At 49.3% G+C, this 16,846-nt stretch carries 11 protein-coding genes; 4 read left to right on the top strand and 7 right to left on the bottom strand.

What is annotated here, in order from left to right; translation table 11 throughout:
* Position 1: 1 nt before the first annotated feature.
* The 6 genes from NG796_RS08560 to NG796_RS08535 all read right to left on the bottom strand — a co-directional run bounded on the left by NG796_RS08560 (position 2) and on the right by NG796_RS08535 (position 8,562).
* Positions 2–1,138 carry a quinone-dependent dihydroorotate dehydrogenase gene (locus tag NG796_RS08560; RefSeq protein WP_261205487.1) on the bottom strand — a complete coding sequence of 379 codons (1,137 nt, stop codon included), beginning with the start codon at positions 1,136–1,138 and terminating at the stop codon, positions 2–4.
* A gap of 243 nt (positions 1,139–1,381) precedes the next feature.
* Positions 1,382–4,198, bottom strand: coding sequence for a preprotein translocase subunit SecA (gene secA, locus NG796_RS08555; protein WP_261205486.1), 2,817 nt, complete (start codon positions 4,196–4,198; stop codon positions 1,382–1,384).
* 458 nt (positions 4,199–4,656) lie between these two features.
* A complete protein-coding gene (locus NG796_RS08550; RefSeq protein WP_261205485.1) occupies positions 4,657–5,199 on the bottom strand; it encodes a diheme cytochrome c in 543 nt (180 codons plus the stop codon).
* A 95-nt stretch (positions 5,200–5,294) separates the two neighbouring features.
* Positions 5,295–6,206, bottom strand: coding sequence for an AAA family ATPase (locus tag NG796_RS08545; protein WP_261205484.1), 912 nt, complete (start codon positions 6,204–6,206; stop codon positions 5,295–5,297).
* Between the two features lie 216 nt (positions 6,207–6,422).
* Entirely contained in the window at positions 6,423–7,460 is a 1,038-nt protein-coding gene (locus NG796_RS08540; RefSeq protein ID WP_261205483.1) for a bifunctional riboflavin kinase/FAD synthetase, read from the bottom strand.
* Between the two features lie 199 nt (positions 7,461–7,659).
* Positions 7,660–8,562, bottom strand: a complete 903-nt coding sequence (locus NG796_RS08535; protein WP_261205482.1) for an MBL fold metallo-hydrolase — start codon at positions 8,560–8,562, stop codon at positions 7,660–7,662.
* A gap of 2,088 nt (positions 8,563–10,650) precedes the next feature.
* On the opposite strand from NG796_RS08535, the gene NG796_RS08530 reads away from it, so the two are divergent.
* On the top strand, positions 10,651–12,576 hold the full coding sequence (locus tag NG796_RS08530; protein WP_261205481.1) for a chloride channel protein: 1,926 nt from the start codon (positions 10,651–10,653) through the stop codon (positions 12,574–12,576).
* Between the two features lie 950 nt (positions 12,577–13,526).
* The gene (locus tag NG796_RS08525) at positions 13,527–13,727 is read left to right on the top strand and encodes a hypothetical protein (protein WP_261205480.1); all 201 of its coding nucleotides are present in this window, start codon (positions 13,527–13,529) and stop codon (positions 13,725–13,727) included.
* A gap of 35 nt (positions 13,728–13,762) precedes the next feature.
* Here the strand turns inward: NG796_RS08525 and NG796_RS08520 are convergent, their stop codons facing one another.
* Positions 13,763–14,152: an AbrB family transcriptional regulator gene (locus NG796_RS08520; protein ID WP_015150561.1), complete on the bottom strand. Its 390-nt coding sequence runs from the start codon at positions 14,150–14,152 to the stop codon at positions 13,763–13,765.
* Positions 14,153–15,204: 1,052 nt separating this feature from the next.
* Here NG796_RS08520 and NG796_RS08515 point away from each other — a divergent pair.
* Together NG796_RS08515 and cbiB are read left to right on the top strand one after the other, a co-directional pair.
* Positions 15,205–15,648, top strand: coding sequence for an Rrf2 family transcriptional regulator (locus NG796_RS08515; RefSeq protein ID WP_261205479.1), 444 nt, complete (start codon positions 15,205–15,207; stop codon positions 15,646–15,648).
* A 97-nt stretch (positions 15,649–15,745) separates the two neighbouring features.
* Complete coding sequence (gene cbiB / locus NG796_RS08510) at positions 15,746–16,765, top strand: adenosylcobinamide-phosphate synthase CbiB (protein ID WP_261205751.1); 1,020 nt, start codon at positions 15,746–15,748, stop codon at positions 16,763–16,765.
* The last annotated feature ends 81 nt before the right edge of the window (positions 16,766–16,846 follow it).

The following is a 16,846-nucleotide window of genomic DNA, read 5'->3' as shown; positions in this document are numbered from 1 at the left end:
GCTAACTCCTCCCAACTGCCTCGGCAATATTTCCCAATCCATTCTCCTCTAACTTCTGCACTAATCCTGCTAAAATTCGCCGGACCATCCAGGGTCCTTCGTAAATTAAACCCGTGTAAATTTCTAACAAACAAGCACCTGCCTTTATCTTTTCCCAGGCATCTTCAGCAGTGAAAATTCCCCCGGTGCCGATGATTGGCATTTGTCCTTGGGTTTGTTGATGAATATAGCGGATAATTTCAGTCGATCGCCCTTTTAACGGTGCACCACTCAATCCTCCCGCTTCTTCCGTAACCGGGTTTCCCGTTAACTTAATCGTTTGAGTTTTTAATCCATCCCGGCGAATGGTCGTATTTGTGGCAATCATCCCCGCCAGTTGATAGGTTTGAGCCACCGTTATCGCCTCAGAAATCGCTTCCCATTCCAAATCTGGGGCAATTTTAACTAATATCGGTTTAACCCCTTGATTCTCCTGTTGCAAGGCGTCTAAAATCTCCGCCAGTTGTTTCCCTTCTTGCAGCGATCGCAATCCTGGGGTATTCGGTGAAGACACATTCACCACAAAATAATCTCCGAACTCTTTCAACAGCCGAAAACTGCCTAAATAATCCCCTGGTGCTTCTTCTAATGGCGTAATTTTGGACTTGCCTAAATTAATCCCAATAATCGGTTTTTCTGAAGTAACTTGTCCTTTATCTTTATCCGCACTCAGGCGTTGTGCTAAAGCTTCTGCACCATTATTATTAAACCCCATGCGATTGATAGCCGCTAAATCCTCCGGTAAGCGAAACATTCGGGGACGAGGATTACCCGGTTGAGCATGAAACGTCACCGTCCCGAGTTCAGCAAACCCAAACCCTAAATTAGACCAACTTCCCCCTACTGAACCATTCTTATCAAAACCCGCAGCTAATCCAATGGGATTGGGAAATTTGATGTTCCAGAGGGTTTGTTCTAATCGGTTATCAACAACCGTAGAACTGCGATTTAATTGGGACAAAATCGTGCTAATGGTGGCGCGATCGCGATTCCGATTCAACCACTCCATCGCCACCATCGTTTGATGATGCCACCACTCCGGATCCGGTTGCACTCCTGAAAAAATTAAAGGACGTAGTAGAGTTTTGTAGATATCCAAGGTTACAGATTTTAGGTAATTTTAAAAGAGTTTTAGGTGTGTTTCCGTCAACATTGGGACCCCCCCTAGCCCCCCCTTGCTAAGGGGGGGGACCGGAATTCCTCTTGTTCCCTCGCTTTAGCAAGGAGATGAACTGGAATTTTAGCTACCTCTTGTCCCCTCCCCTTGGCAAGGGGAGGGTTAGGGTGGGGTTCTTCTTACCAGGAGGGGACTAGAATACGGTTTCTTGATAAACCTTCCGCTTTACCGTTCCGCCACAGCAGCTTGCGCTTGTTGCATTTGCGGCTGGAATTGGAACAACGAATAGACCACATTCCGACGAATCGCCGTCATCATGTCCAGGAACAACTCATACCCTTCACTCTTATACTCCAACAACGGATCTTTTTGACCGTAACTCCGCAACCCAACAGATTCCCGTAAGGCATCCATTTGTTGCAAATGTTCCCGCCAAAGGGTATCAATTTGTTGCAGAATAAAGAACCGTTCCGCTTGCCGCATCAATCCGGGTTGAATGCGATCGACTTGCGCTTCTTTCAAATCGTAAGCAATCCGGATTTGTTCATGAAGGAAGGTTTTAATTTCATCAATGGATAAGTCTTCCAGTTGAGACGGTTCCAAATCTGCTAACAGATAGACAAACTCTTTAACTTTATCTACCATTTGATCCAGTTGCCATTCTTCCGAGGGTAAATCGGGGTTGACATACGCTTCCACGATATCATCCATCGTTTGTTCCGCGTACTTAATCACCTGTTCTTTCAGGTCTAATCCTTCCAAAACTCGGCGACGTTCGGCATAGATGGCGCGCCGTTGGTTGTTCATCACCTCGTCATACTCAAACACCTGTTTTCGGATGTCGTAGTAGTAGGTTTCCACCTTTTTTTGTGCGCCTTCTAGGGAACGAGTCAGCATTTTAGACTCGATCGGCATATCTTCTTCCACCCGGAACATATTCATCATGGATTCGACACGCTGACCGCCGAAAATCCGCAATAAGTTATCCTGTAAACTGAGGAAAAACTTCGTAGAACCGGGGTCACCTTGACGTCCAGCACGTCCGCGTAATTGGTTATCAATCCGGCGGGATTCGTGTCGTTCTGTGCCGATGACGTGCAATCCACCGAGTTGAATCACTTCTTGATGTTCACTGCTGGTAAACGCTTCGTATTCTTCGCGAATTCGGTTGTAGATATCCCGGAGTTTTTGAATCGCCGGGTCATCAGTGGGGGCTTTTTCCGAGGCGATCGCAACTTTATCTTCCGCTTCTAATTCCGCCAGCTTCCGTTCCCCATATTGTTGCACGGCAAATTCTACCGCTTCCTTGAGTTGCTGTTCCGTTTCCCGAGAAAGTTGGGTGGGGAAAATTTGCGGGGAGACTTTCCAAGTTTTGACTTTTTTATCAGAAGTTCCCGCAAACCCTTCAGGTTTATTATTGCGGGAATCTGTCCCCGCAACTTTCATCGGGTTCATTTCTCCTTCTTCCTCCGGTCGCACAATGCGAGGTAACAGGTATTCTCGCACTTTCAGACGGGCCATATATTCGGCATTACCCCCGAGAATGATATCAGTTCCGCGACCCGCCATGTTGGTGGCGATCGTCACAGCACCCTTGCGACCCGCTTGAGCGACAATTTCCGACTCCCGTTCCACGTTTTCCGGTTTAGCATTCAGCAGGTTGTGAGGAATCTCCAGTTGATTCAGCAGTCTGCTGAGAACCTCGGATTTTTCAACGCTGGTTGTACCCACCAACACGGGACGTCCCGCTTGGTGCATTTCCGCACATTCTTGGGCGATCGATTTCCATTTCCCTTCCTCACTTTTATATACAACGTCGGACATATCTCGACGCTGGAGGGAGCGATTCGTAGGAATCACGGTCACTTGAAGGTTATAAATCCGCTCAAATTCTGCCTCTTCCGTCTTGGCAGTTCCGGTCATCCCGGCTAACTTAGGATACAACAGGAAGAAGTTTTGATAGGTAATCGTCGCCAAGGTTTGAGTTTCCGGTTGAATTTCTACTCGTTCCTTTGCCTCGATCGCCTGGTGCAATCCATCACTCCAGCGCCGTCCGGGCATCACCCGTCCGGTAAACTCATCCACAATCACCACTTCATCCTGACGGACAATATAGTTCACATCCTTGATAAACAGTTCCTTGGCTTTAATCGCATTAAAAATATAATGCGCCCAAGGATCCGCCGGGTCATAAAGGTCCGTCACCCCCAACAATTCCTCAGCTTGGGCAAACCCTTCATCTGTCAGCAGGATATTTCGGGCTTTTTCATCTACTTCATAATGCTCTTCAGCATTCAACGCCATTGCAATCTCAGTGGCGCGGGTATATTTCTCAGTGGGGCGTTCAATCTGTCCAGAAATAATCAAGGGGGTCCGCGCTTCGTCAACCAGCACCGAATCCACTTCGTCGATGATGCAGTAGTTGAAGGGACGCTGCACCACCTCTGCCATCGAAGTTGCCATGTTATCCCGTAGATAATCAAACCCCAGTTCGGAGTTCGTGCAGTAGGTGATATCGCAGGCGTAGTTTTTCTTGCGTTCCGTCGGGGACATTCCCTGTTGAATCAGTCCCACCGATAACCCGAGGAACCGATGGACTTGTCCCATCCATTCCGCATCCCGTCGCGCGAGATAGTCGTTAACGGTAACAGCATGGACGCCTTTGCCATTTAATGCGTTTAAGTAGGCAGGTAAGGTGGAAACGAGAGTTTTTCCTTCCCCGGTTTTCATTTCGGCAATCTGTCCCTCGTGCAGGATGGTCCCCCCAAGCAACTGCACATCAAAATGTCTCATCCCCAAAACCCGTCTAGCGGCTTCTCGGACCACCGCAAAGGCTTCGGGGAGGATGTCATCCAGGATTTCTTTTTCTTGAGTGATGGTTTTGGCTTTAGAGAGCTTTTCTTTGAATTCTGCTGTCTTAGCCGTTAATTGTTCATCGTCGAGGGCCTGGATTTCTTCTTCAAGGAGGTTGATATCAACGACGATGGGTTGATATTTTTTTAACTTGCGTGCGTTGGGGTCGCCTAGCAGATTTTTAAGCATATCAGGACAGTAGCGCTACTTTTAAGAGGGTTTGATTCAGCCAGTTTTATGTCCCGTATTGTACAGAGGTTGGCTGACGGGAGTTTGAACTGATATGAATTTTATCATTTCTACCGAACGGATGAGTGGATTGGGGAGATGGGGAGGATGGGGGAGATGGGGGGGATGGGGGAGATGGGGAGGATGGGGAGGATGGGGGAGATTAGAGTGGCTCTGGTGTCATGGCTCTGCCGTGACATGGGCAGTTTGCGGCTCTGCCGCCTGATAAGGGACTGGAGGCAGAGCCTCCAAGGGGGCATGACTTGGCAGAACGAGCCAAGTCACGAGGAACCTCTCCCCAATCCTCCCCATCTCCCCCATCCTCCCCATCCCCCCCATCCTCCCCATCCTCCCCATCCTCCCCATCCCCCCCATCTCCCCCATCCTCCCCATCTCCCCCATCCTCCCCATCGCAACAATCACTCAGCATTCTCCCACTCAGGGGCTAGGGTGCGAAAATTGTATTGCTCACTCCCGGGATGGCATTGGATGCAAGTTTTTAGGGTGAGGGAATCGGGTAGTTCGACTCGCGGATGAAGGGCTTTGAAATAGTTGGAGTCGCGGATGCGATAAGGGATGGGGGTATCAGGAGTTTGGAGGCGGGAGAAGATTCTCAGGTAATTCCAGATGACGAGGCGTCCCGGATCGACAAGCGGGGGGATTTGGATGCCGTAGTGGTTGCTGTCTTGGATGATGTCTCGCCAGGTTTCTGTTGGGAAGATAGCTGGAGGGACGCCAATATGACAACTGGTGCAGGTATCGAGGTAGAGTTCTTGTCCGAGTTGCAAGGCTTCGGGGACGGGATCTACGGTGGGGATGGAGGGCGGCTCGATCGCCTCGGCGAGTTGCCAGGAGATGATAACACTCCAAAATAAAAGCAATAGAAACAGGACGAAGGGCGATCGCACCCCCTGCCGTCGGAAGATTTTTGTTCTTATAAACCTTAATATCATGTTCATCATGGAGCGTAAATTGATACCTCAAGCTAGAGGGAGGGATGTTGGAAGCTAACTCAATAGCTTCTGGTACTCAATACTCCATCCCTCCCCTTTACCCGTTAAGGAATGGAAACCGATCGCAAGAGTTGCTCCACAATGGTTTTAGCACGACGTCCCCCCGAAGGAATCAGGCGGTGGCAGAGGACATGAGGCGTTAAAAATTTGACATCATCAGGAACAGCATAATCGCGACCCTCCAGAAAAGCCAGCGCTTGGGTAGCGCGTTGCAAGGCGACTGCACCCCGGGGACTGACTCCGAGGGTAATATCCTCTGATTCTCGGGTAGCGCGGACTAGATTAACGATGTATTGCTGCAAGGAGCGATCGACCCGCACCTGAGAACAAAGGCGTTGCAGTTCGAGGATTTCTTCCAGTCCCAGACAGGGTTGCAAATCTCGGAAGTTGGAGCCTTTGTTTTCTAGGCGTTCCAACATTTGCAGTTCTTCGGCTTCACTAGGATACCCAATGGAAAAAGATAGGGTAAAGCGGTCCATTTGGGCTTCTGGTAAGGGAAAAGTGCCTTGATACTCAATGGGGTTCTGAGTGGCAATCACAAAAAAGGGATGGGAAACAGTCCTAGCAACGCCATCGACGGTGACTTGTTGTTCTTCCATCACCTCTAACAAGGCAGACTGGGTGCGGGGGGTCGCCCGGTTGATTTCATCCGCCAGCAGGATATTGGTAAAAACGGGACCGGGGAGAAATTGAAACTCGCCGCTATTGGGATTCCAGATATTGGTCCCGGTGATATCGGTAGGTAAGAGGTCGGGGGTACATTGGATCCGTTTAAAGTCTCCAGCAATGGAACGCGCCAGAGATTTAGCAATCAAGGTTTTGCCGACGCCGGGGACATCTTCGAGCAAGGCATGGCCCCCACTCAAGAGGGCCACGAGTACGAGGCGAATGGCATCGGTTTTGCCGACAATGGTTTGACTGAGGTTGTGGGTTAGTTTTTCTACACGGTCTCTCATAATTGGCTCAATATCACCCAGAGTTATCTTGGTAAGCGGGATTGATTTCGGACTCGCCGATCGCACCTGGAGAACAGATCCCTGTTACCAGCTTACGGTTAAACTGGGCGATAGGAAATTTCGTACTCATCGCTCTATAAAAACCCAATATGAATAGCCCGCGCAGGCGTGCTTTGTCTGTATAGCCCCACCTTTGAGGGTGTGGGTATTTCTGGATTACTCTATGGCGTTTAAAAGGGTTCGGGCGCTGTCGCAGTCGGTTTGGATTTGTGCTGTGAGTTGGTCTAGGGAGTCAAATTTTTGTTGGGGGCGCAAAAAGTGTTCTAGGTGCAATGTCAAGGTTTTCCCATATAAATCCCCGGACCAGTCTAATAGATGCACTTCGACGGTGGGGGTAGCGATCTCATCGACGGTGGGACGAGTCCCGATATTCAAGGCACCGATCGCCCCTTTCTGTTCACAGCGGCTGGATGCACCATAAACCCGCACGGCATAAACCCCGTGGCGGGGTAGAAATTTTTCTGGGGGAAGTTGCAGATTAGCGGTGGGAAATCCCAGGGTTCGGCCAATCTGCTTTCCTTGCACCACTTCTCCCATGAGGCTGTAGGGTCGTCCCAGAATGGAGTTAGCTTGAGGAAGGTTGCCTTCGAGGAGGGCTGCACGAATGGCCGAACTACTAATCCGATCGCCGTTGGTGGTTTGCAAGGGAACGAGGTGAACTTTGACCCCGTAACGAGCAGCGATCGCCTTAAGTTCGGTAACAGTGCCTGAACGTTGCCGCCCAAAACAAAAATCTTGCCCTACACTAATCTGTTGAGCGTTGAGCTGTCCTACCAGAATCTCTTCTACAAAAGCTTCCGGCGTCATATTGGCTAAATCCTGGTCAAAGGGCAGCAAAATAAGCTGTTGAACCCCGATCGCTTCTAAATATTTGACCTTTTCACTCAGGGGGGTTAACAGAGTCCGTCGTTGCCCAGAAAAAAATTCTTGAGGATGGGGATTAAAGGTAACGACAGTGGGGTAGGGTTCTAAACTTGTTTCCTCGGCATCATCCAGGGATGTCTTGGGGTTGGGGGGGGAATTTTCCCCATAGCTGTCTCCCGTCAGAGGAGGGACAGAAAGCGGCTGACGGCGCAAGGACGGACTTAAAATAGGCTGCATGACCTGTCTGTGTCCCTGATGAATGCCATCAAAATTTCCCAGGGCAACAGAGGCGGGAGTCAAAGCCGTTGTTAGAGAAGAGGTAATCCACACAGTTTACATTTTTACACATAAATGGGAACTCCCCAAACTCTAGCCAAAATTTTTTCAGTAAAATTGCGCTCACCCCAAAATCTCCGGGGGCGATCGCCCTTAAGCTAGGGTGATGCTTCAGCAGCAACTGGACAATTCAACCTCTACCTCAGTGGTGTTGAAGCCTCACCCGTTCTAGTTTTAGACCGACTGGTGTTGATTAGACGGAGGCTTTTGCCTGTTGCGGTTCGTGAACCGCTGGTTCTTCCCCGGGGGTGATTAACTGGACGGAGAGTCCCTCCCGTGCCATGAGTGAATTCGGAAATAGTTGAGCCGCTTGCTCTCCGATCCGATCTAAGAAATCATCATTATGCAGGGGGTCATGATGGAAAATGACTAATCGTTTCACATTGGCTGCCTTGGCAACTTTGACCGCTTCCTGCCAGGTGGAATGTCCCCATCCGACTTTGCTGGAGGTGGGGGAGTTGTACTCATCATCGGTATAGGTCGCATCGTAAATCATGACATCAGCATCGCGAGCTAACCATAGGACATTTTCATCGAGGCGATCGGGAAAATGTTCCGTATCCGTGATGTAAGCGGCGACATACCCGCGCCAGCTTACCCGATAGCCGACTGCCTCTCCGGGATGATTGAGCAGGGCATTTTCAACCTTGACCTCTCCAATTTGCACCACTTCGCCGATTTGGATATCGTGAAATTCCAGTTGAGCACCCATAATCTGCAACGGCACCGGAAAATTGGGGTGCAACATTTGATCATTGAGGCGTTGCTCGATCGTGGCTCCATTCGGTGCGATCGCCCCATGAATGTGGAAGCGATTGTTTTTAATAAAAGCCGGTACAAAAAAAGGAAACCCCTGGATATGATCCCAGTGGGAGTGCGTGAAGAACATCGAAGCTTTAACGGGCATCTGTGATAGCAGGGATAGTCCTAGAACCCTTAAGCCCGTCCCTCCATCAAAAATTAGGCGCTCACCACCCACTCGCATCTCAATGCAGGGTGTATTACCACCGTACCGAACGGTTTCGGACCCGGGACAGGCTATGCTCCCTCGCACGCCCCAGAAGTGAACTGTGAATTGGTTTTGCATCTCTTGCATGGGTGTATTTCGCTTGTAGTCGCAATGGGGTCTATCAGTCAGGTTGTACGTTTCGGCTCAATCTCTAAGAAGGAGAAAATAGAGATAACTATATTCAAAGTTAACCAGGTTTTAGAAACATAGGGCAGCATTCTCCTGTTATACCCGAAAAAGTGGAAATTCGGATGAATGTTACAAACTTCTTTAACAATTTCAAACTCCTTGGGTTTTAAGGATTGACAGGGGTGGGGTTCTTTTTCTTGGGCTTGTGGGATTCCGTTGTCAATCCGTGGAAACCCGGATTGCGGTAGCTCATGCGATCGCAATTTGCCTTCAGTTGAAGGGTCTTGCTGCGGCAATCCTGAATCGGTGGGTGATTGACTGCCGGGGTAATCAGTTCAATCCCGGATCACTCTTGGCGCATCACGCAGAACCGATGACGGCCCGTTTTGAGGTCCGATTTCCCACTTACCCTATTTACCCTGAATGCCTTGAATAGTCCCCCTTACTCAGGATTTTGGTCCGGAACCCTTGCGTTACGCTGATGCTGCCCTCCCTATTCCTTGAAGGGTCCAAAGAGGCCAAAACTCTGCTCTAGCTGGGGTCAAACTGGGCCAATTTCAGGAACCCCCGATCCCCTGGGAGAGATGACTTCCGGTGGGAATGGGTCAGTTGTCCCCTTTTCATGATGAGAATTAAGGGCGAGGGTGTACCTGATGCCCAAGGGCGTCTAAGGCGATCCCTGTATTTTGCTTTTCCCTACTTCTACTCTTATTCTACTCTAACAAGATTGATAGACCCAGGCTGAGATTCATTGTAAATATTTTAGGGTTTGAATGGGTGTACCCTTGGGTTGATTGCCTTAAACCCCTAGGGCGGTTTCAGCTTTTTTAGGTCAGGAAGTGGCAGCACTTGTTAATAAAAATTGGTGAGTCTGCTTTGACTCCATCCTGGGTTGCCTTTTTCAGTTAGGCTTTTCCAGAACAACAGCCTCAGTTTACCCCCACTGATCATCCCATCTTGCCCCCGCATTCAATTGATCCCATGACCGGGCTGAGTCAGCTTTCCTGGCGAAACCCTTGAGTTCCCTAGTCTTGAACGGGATTACACCTCTTGCCAAGTTCCGGACCGCTCCCCCTCCCGTCGCCTTTTTTAAGGGGGAAGCCAGAGGAATAAATGTTGGATTCACAGGGGGCTTAAGATAATTCTGCAATAGGTCTATTATATAGCAGGCTGAGTTCAGACTGGGGTCGAGGGTAATGTTTAATTACCGGGGGAGTACCCACTAAATTAAAGGAAGATTGTCCGGATTTTTATAAAATTTTGCGATTAAATTAGCTTGAAAATAAGATATTATAAAAATAGCCAGCCTGATTTCTACGGTTCTACGTTTCTACCTTCGGTGATTGGCGATGAACGAGATTGCAGAATCGGTTAAGGCTCAAACCTGAGAACCAACTGCGATCGCCTCGAAGGACGGGTTAATCAGTTTGAATCTGTAGAATCGGCTCAGAATCCCAGAGAGCTAGAACGGTCAGCCCGGAGTCCGGCGAAGCCCTGGCAATTTGACCTCATCTGGCTCAATTCAGCCTAAACTCTCCCCTTAATCTTCAGACAACTTTTAACTTAAAAGTCAACTGAATCATTTCCCTGGGATAGGGCTGCCCTTTGTGCAGTTTACCGAACCCGTACTCATAGGGAATCCGGTAATGATAGGTCTATAGAACCCCACACCCGTCAAGGGTGGGGAGGAAAGCGGACGAAGCCCGCGCAGGTGGGGTCTTAGAGAAACCCTACTTTTTCCAACGGGATTGGGTATCATCCCCCATTTTAACAAGGCAGGGATAAAGATATTGCCGGTTAATCCCAACTTCTAGCTAGTTGGGCATGATTCCCTCGATCCAGAGAGTTATCGGACTCAATGATGAGCGCGATCGCTCTAGGGGCATCCCTGGAAATTGCCCTACCTTGAAGGTTGACTCGCAAAATCGGTCTAAGTCCTGCCCTTGTTCCAAAAAACCACACTCAAGAGCGCTACAGGGTCTTGGGAAAATGAGAAAATAGCAACAAAAGTTAAAACTTCGGACATTTTCACTGCATCGTGATTCCATGACAGCCCTCCCTCCCTCCGATCTGTTACGTCCTGGGCAAGCCCCTCCTGCCCCTTCTAAGTCCTCCCTCACGAGTTTTCTGAACCGATTGCAACCCACCCCAGAAACGGTTGTGCTTCTGCTGGCGGTCTTCATTGGCAGTAGTACCGGGATGGGAATCGTCACCTTTCATTACCTGATTCACCTGATCCATACCCTGATGCTGGAGGATGTCATGGGCATCATTTCCCCCGCAGGCCCTTGGACCTTGGCTTGTATTCCGGCCCTGGGGGGCGCAGTGGTGGGATTGATGCGCTGGCATCGGCCCGATTTTGGTCCAGGCATCTCGGCTTTAATTGCGGCAACCCAGGGCCTGCGGGAACTCCTGCCCCTGAGACCTGTGACGAAAATGGTGGCGGCGTCAGTTTCCTTGGGGACTGGGGCCTCTTTAGGCCCGGAAGGTCCCAGCGTGGAAATTGGGGCGAATTTTGGAATGCTGTTGGGGGAAGTGCTGCAAGTGTCGCGAGAACGCCAACGCTTACTCTTGGGTGCTGGTGCAGCCGCCGGGTTAGCGGCGGGATTTAATGCCCCGATCGCAGGGGTGTTTTTTGCCCTGGAGGTGGTCCTGGGGACTACCTTTGCCACATCAGCAGTCAGTGTAGTCTTACTCGCAGCGGTGGTGGCGGCGTTAATTGCTCAAATTGGCTTGGGTTCTCAACCTGCTTTTACCTTGCCGATGTATGACGTCCGTTCTCCCTTGGAACTCCCCCTGTATTTGGGTTTGGGTTTATTGGCAGCCGGAGTCTCGATCGCCTTTACGGAAACCATTCAATTCGCCCGTCGCTGCTTTCGGGGAGAGGTAGCACTCGTGAGATGCTTGGGTAAAATTCCCCGCCCCATTCATCCGGCGATCGGCGGAATCTGCGTGGGATTAGTGGCGCTGCAATGGCCCCAAATCTTGGGAATTGGCTATGAAACCGTAGAGGCGATGCTTCAGGATGTGGAGTTTTCCCTGCCGTTGTTAGTAGCCCTGCTGGTGGTTAAGTTGGGGATAACGGCGTTCTGTCAAGGGAGTGGTTTGGTGGGAGGGGTATTTGCTCCTGCCATGTTCCTGGGGGCTTCCTTGGGTTCAGCCTATGGAAAAGTTTTAGCCGCTACTTTACCGGCGATCGCCCATCATATTGCTGCCCCTCCTGCCTATGCAATGGTGGGCATGGCTGCCGTACTGGCGGGAACGGCTAAAGCGCCTCTCACGGCTATTTTATTGCTGTTTGAACTCACAAGGGATTATCGGATTGTCTTACCTTTGATGGCAGCCGTGGGTTTGGCTGCTTGGTTAGTGGAAGGGTCTAAGGTTCGCAATGATTCGGAGTTGAATCCAGAACAGATGGGGTTTAATGTGGCTCCCGATCGCAATGTAGAGATTTTACAACAAATGTCCGTGGCGGCGGCGATGCATAAGTCTTTTCTGATCTTGAAGGATACTCAGTCGGTGTTGGAGGCCGGGTTAGCGTTGACTCAGGGAAGGTATTACAGTGCTTTGGTCTTTGATCGCAGCGATCGCCTGATTGGAATTATCAGTTTACAGGATATTGAGCGGGCGATCGCCCTGGGAAAACGACCGGGAAGTACCTTGACCGAACCGGACTTAGGGGAAGTCTGTTGGAGTGAACAGGCGATCGCCGAGATTTGTACCCTAGAAGTGTTGTATGCCTATCCCGATGAGTTACTCAGTGAGGCATTAGACCGTATGGCGGCCCGAGGATTGCGGCAATTACCTGTAGTAGACCCGGCTGATCCACATCGGGTTTTAGGGTTGCTTGATCGCGAGGGGATTTCTTTAGCTTGCAATGTTGCTGCGGTTTCTGAAGCATTGAAACCTTATGTATTGTTGCCCAATGCGGCACCGTCTCTGGAGTTATCCGAAGGCGATCGGGCGGCTTAGGAAACTCTCTATCATCCAATCTTGGATAGCGCAGTGTGGTGATCTAGGGTCGGGAAGTGCGATCGCCTGGGATTTGCCTTGTTGGGGGTTGGGTCATTGATTTTTAATAGCGGTTGTAGGGCGATTAACGGTGTCTAAATTTTGCCCAGAGTTTCCGTTGAGGGGGTGGTGGCGAGGACAGATTGTTAGGGGTTGTGACCCATCGGAAGAGTCTTTCAATGGTCCGGAACGCGCGATCGCACTCAAGCATCAATTTTCATCAACCCTTTTGTTGAAGGCGATCGATATATGTCAGGTATCGATCGCGACAGGTGCGCAGACTGGCAATCAGGATTGAGAGGAAGAGGGGTTCTAAATCGTCATTAAATCCCCCTCTAGGGGAATAGACAGTTAGGGTTGGAAGGGTAGTATTTAGGATTGGGACTACAGCATCTGCTGGAGGGTAGAGGGGAGAGAATAGGTCGATGCAATCAGCAGGGGAGCGATCGCTTGATTTGACTTAATGGGCAAGGGAGAATGTTAATCCCGCCTTTATCCCAGTTGGGTAACGGAACTCCTGGTATTTTTTTAGAAAATGTAATAGTTTTTGAGGGGTTTATCCGGGTTTCATCGGATCCTTTGCCTGAGATTGGAGGATAGAGCGATGGAACGAAGCGGGTTAAAAATTGATAACTAGAGTTGAGGGAGTGGTCTGGGTTAGGATGAGATGCGATCGCCAAATCTGGGCTTTTTTACCCGGGCGATCGGCAAGCTGACCTGTTCATCTCCCCGCCAACGGATGACCCGGGAACTGATAGATTAACCGCTTCTGTGTTACCCACCCGAACACTGCTGTTCTAGGGGGTGAGGCGATTGAAAGGGAGGGTGCGGTTACCGCAGGACTCCAAGCCAAATTAGAGCAGTGAATCCACTGAGATTCCTGCCCACAGAACTGAGGATATTGAATTAGTTTGTCCTTGACTTCAGGAGGCATTAACAGCACCGGGCTGAACTCGTTAGAACTAGATGCGGCAAGGATTTTGGCACTTGCCGCCGCGATTGACCAAGCGTCAGAATTACTCAAAAGACTAGGTAAGGGTTGGGATACAACCCTCTTTGTCCTCTCCCCAATGAGTCAGCTTTCTGTCGCTTGTTTAACTGCGGCGACCTGACTGGCATGAGCCGTTACAGAATCGCCGTCTGGAACTCATTCGTCGTCAGAATCTTTATCGATTTGACGCAGGTGAATGTGTTTGCGTCCTAGGGAAATTTCAAATTCATCTCCCGGATTGAGATCCATTTGCTTCGTGTAAGCCGATCCAATCAGTAAGTTGCCATTTGACTGGACGCTAATCCGATAACTGGCACTACGTCCGCCACGACCTTGACCATTTTGCTTGCCATCGAGTTCAATACCCTCAGCATCAATCAGGGCATTGAGGAATTTCATCATATTGACGCGCTCTACTCCATTTTTTGTAACGGTGTAGTAGCCGCACTCTCTGGCTTTTTCTTCTTTGCTGAGATTCTCTAGATCTTTGACTTTCTGGAGAAGATCTTCACCAACTAGGGGTTCCATCTTTTTCTTTTTACTCATTGACTTACAACGACCGCCATGAACAATAGGTCTAACGAGTTCTATTTTAGCCGAGTGTTGCTAAAAATTAGAACTTTTTTTTTCGGGCAGTCAGGTTATTAAACTATATTACACGAATCAGATGGGATAGTCACTAGATTTTCAGCCCATCTGTGGCATCAGGAATGGTAAAGGCTTTACTGGAATTGGCAAAGGTGAGTGATAACTAGGGGGGGAGTGATAAGAGGTACTACCCAGTACCCGTCGAATTGACCCTAACCTATCTGAGGATAGGCAGGGCTCAGGAGTGAATGGTAGTCTAAAGATTGAGAGGATAAACGAGAGGATCTGCCTCGAAGGAATGTAATGGTCTCGAATGGAGTTATTCAAGGGCAGATGAAAGAAGCTCGATGGATTGAAAAAGGGGTTAACATGAGTCAGTTATCCCGGAAATAGCCACTCTGCTAAATGAGTGGTGAGTCGAAGCGTTCCCTAGAGAATGAGCGAGTAAGGATAGAGTTAGAGGGGCATCAGGCGCAGTTGAAGGGTTAGGTTTGAAGAGTTGAGTTGAGTTTCAGTGGGGTTAGGAACTGACTTTTGGATCAGGCTTATGTCATCTTATGTCAATCAGAATCAATTTAGAAAGGGTTGGGTTAACCGGAGGGAGATTTTGTTGGTAAAGGTTCCTTCTCTTCCAGAAAAAGTAGGGAACCCTCCCTCATTAGAGTCTTGACGTCATCGCTTTTTTACTATATAGACCCAATAGAAGGCAATGGCTATCAATGCCGGAGGGACAAGGGTCACCGGGTACGGGGACGGGATAAATTGGGTCAGTTCGGTCCTATAAAACCGGCGATAAAGGGCCGGTATCTAATTCAGGCAGAGAAGATTCAACTCAAGGAAGGGTGGATACTCCATTGCAGACGCGATCGCATTGCACCTTTAAATTTTTGAGGGGTAGATGGGAGAAAAGCAGCGGATGAAGGGTGCAGAATATTTTCAATAGAAATCCCGCTTCCGGTTGAAAAGCGTTATAACCAAGTTTTGATGCACTATCAGATTCTATTCAAGGGATGAAGCTAACAACCCGAGGACACTATAGCGTTAAGGCGCTGCTTGATTTGAGTTTACAGCCACAGTTTGGCCCAACTTCTGTAAAAGCGATCGCCGATCGCCAGGAATTACCTGCCCCTTATCTTGAAAAATTATTGCTCGAAATGTGTCACGCGGGTTTAGTCAAATCTGTTCGCGGTACCACCGAAGGTTATCAACTCGCCCGACATCCAGCACAAATCTCCCTGGGTCAAATTTTAGAAGCAGTTGGAGAAACGATTGATCCATTACCCCGATCCTCCCGGGATAGCGAACAAGCAGAGGACTGGGTAACCGATCGCTTATGGAATCAATTGCACCAAAAGTTGAAGGAATCTCTCTATACCATTTCCCTCGAAGATTTCTACTTTGATGCTAGAAGTTGGCAAGCGTACCAAGAAGAAGAAACCAATTTTGTGGTATAGCAACGGGCAGTTTGATTTCCCTAATCCGGACCGAAAATGAGTTTTTAGACTCAGCTTGAAGCTAAAAACACCGATCGCTAATAATATAGATGAGTTAATGTTGTCCCCGATGAGGTTAGCTGTACCGATTGTGCAACCTACGGAATTTGCACTAGGCGTTCTAGCGATCGCCGCTTATCTGGATTTTTTAATTGGCGACCCCTGGGGTTGGCCCCATCCAGTTCAGGGGATGGGTTGGGTGATTTCTATCTATAGTCAAGGGGTGTTAAAGCGCTGGAAAACTCCCATTGTCCGCAGAATTGCAGGTATTATTCTGGCGATCGGTGCGATCGCTTCCACTGGATTAATCGGATGGGGAATCGCCCAGGGGTTCTATTCTTTGCATCCGCTATTGGGATTGGCGATCGAAAGTATCCTCTTAGCGAGTTGTTTCGCGGGTCGGAGTTTAAGAACTGCGGCTGAAACCGTATTAGCACCCCTAAACGACTCCGATTTAGAAACAGCGCGTCAAAAATTAAGCCTATATGTAGGCCGAGATACAGACAATCTCAGCGAATCTGAGGTGATGCGGGCAGTCTTAGAAACCGTTACAGAAAATGCTGTGGATGGAGTCATGGCACCCTTATTTTATGCGATCGTCGGGGCTATGATTTTTCATCTTGGGGCCTTACCCTTAGCCTTTGCCTATAAAGCTGCCAGTACCCTTGATTCAATGGTCGGTTATCGGGATGAACCCTATACTGACTTAGGATGGTGTAGCGCCAAACTCGAAGACATTCTGACTTGGTTTCCCTGTCGCTTAACTGTGATTACATTAGGATTCTTAACCAACTGTCTCCCAGAGATTTGGCGGATTTGTCAACGAGATGCCACCCAAGACCCTAGTCCCAATTCCGGTTGGAGTGAATGCACCTATGCTGTTATTCTGGGTGTCCAACTCGGCGGCATCAATTATTATCGCGGCATCCCTAAACCCAAACCTCTCTTAAATACTCCCCTCAATCCCATCACCTCAGACCGAATTTACCACGCTATGTTACTCACAAGATGGTGCTTTTTAACTTGGTTAAGCCTTACCCTCAGTTGCTGGTTCCTGTCTACTCGGTTTGGAGGGTGATCGAGGGGAGATGGGGGAGATGGGGAGGATGGGGGAGATGGGGAGGATGGGGGAGATGGGGAGGATGGGGAGGATGGGGAG

Source organism: Laspinema sp. D2d (assembly GCF_025370755.1).
Lineage (GTDB): Bacteria > Cyanobacteriota > Cyanobacteriia > Cyanobacteriales > Laspinemataceae > Laspinema.
This window is presented reverse-complemented; position numbering and strand designations above follow the sequence as displayed.

Bases quoted from the DNA above. Each gene is read 5' to 3' on its own strand.
- NG796_RS08515 (WP_261205479.1), top strand. From the start codon at position 15,205: ATGAAGCTAACAACCCGAGGACACTATAGCGTTAAGGCGCTGCTTGAT.
- NG796_RS08545 (WP_261205484.1), bottom strand. From the start codon at position 6,206: ATGAGAGACCGTGTAGAAAAACTAACCCACAACCTCAGTCAAACCATT.
- secA (WP_261205486.1), bottom strand. From the start codon at position 4,198: ATGCTTAAAAATCTGCTAGGCGACCCCAACGCACGCAAGTTAAAAAAA.
- cbiB (WP_261205751.1), top strand. From the start codon at position 15,746: ATGTTGTCCCCGATGAGGTTAGCTGTACCGATTGTGCAACCTACGGAA.
- NG796_RS08550 (WP_261205485.1), bottom strand. From the start codon at position 5,199: ATGATGAACATGATATTAAGGTTTATAAGAACAAAAATCTTCCGACGG.
- NG796_RS08535 (WP_261205482.1), bottom strand. From the start codon at position 8,562: ATGCAAGAGATGCAAAACCAATTCACAGTTCACTTCTGGGGCGTGCGA.
- NG796_RS08520 (WP_015150561.1), bottom strand. From the start codon at position 14,152: ATGAGTAAAAAGAAAAAGATGGAACCCCTAGTTGGTGAAGATCTTCTC.
- NG796_RS08530 (WP_261205481.1), top strand. From the start codon at position 10,651: ATGACAGCCCTCCCTCCCTCCGATCTGTTACGTCCTGGGCAAGCCCCT.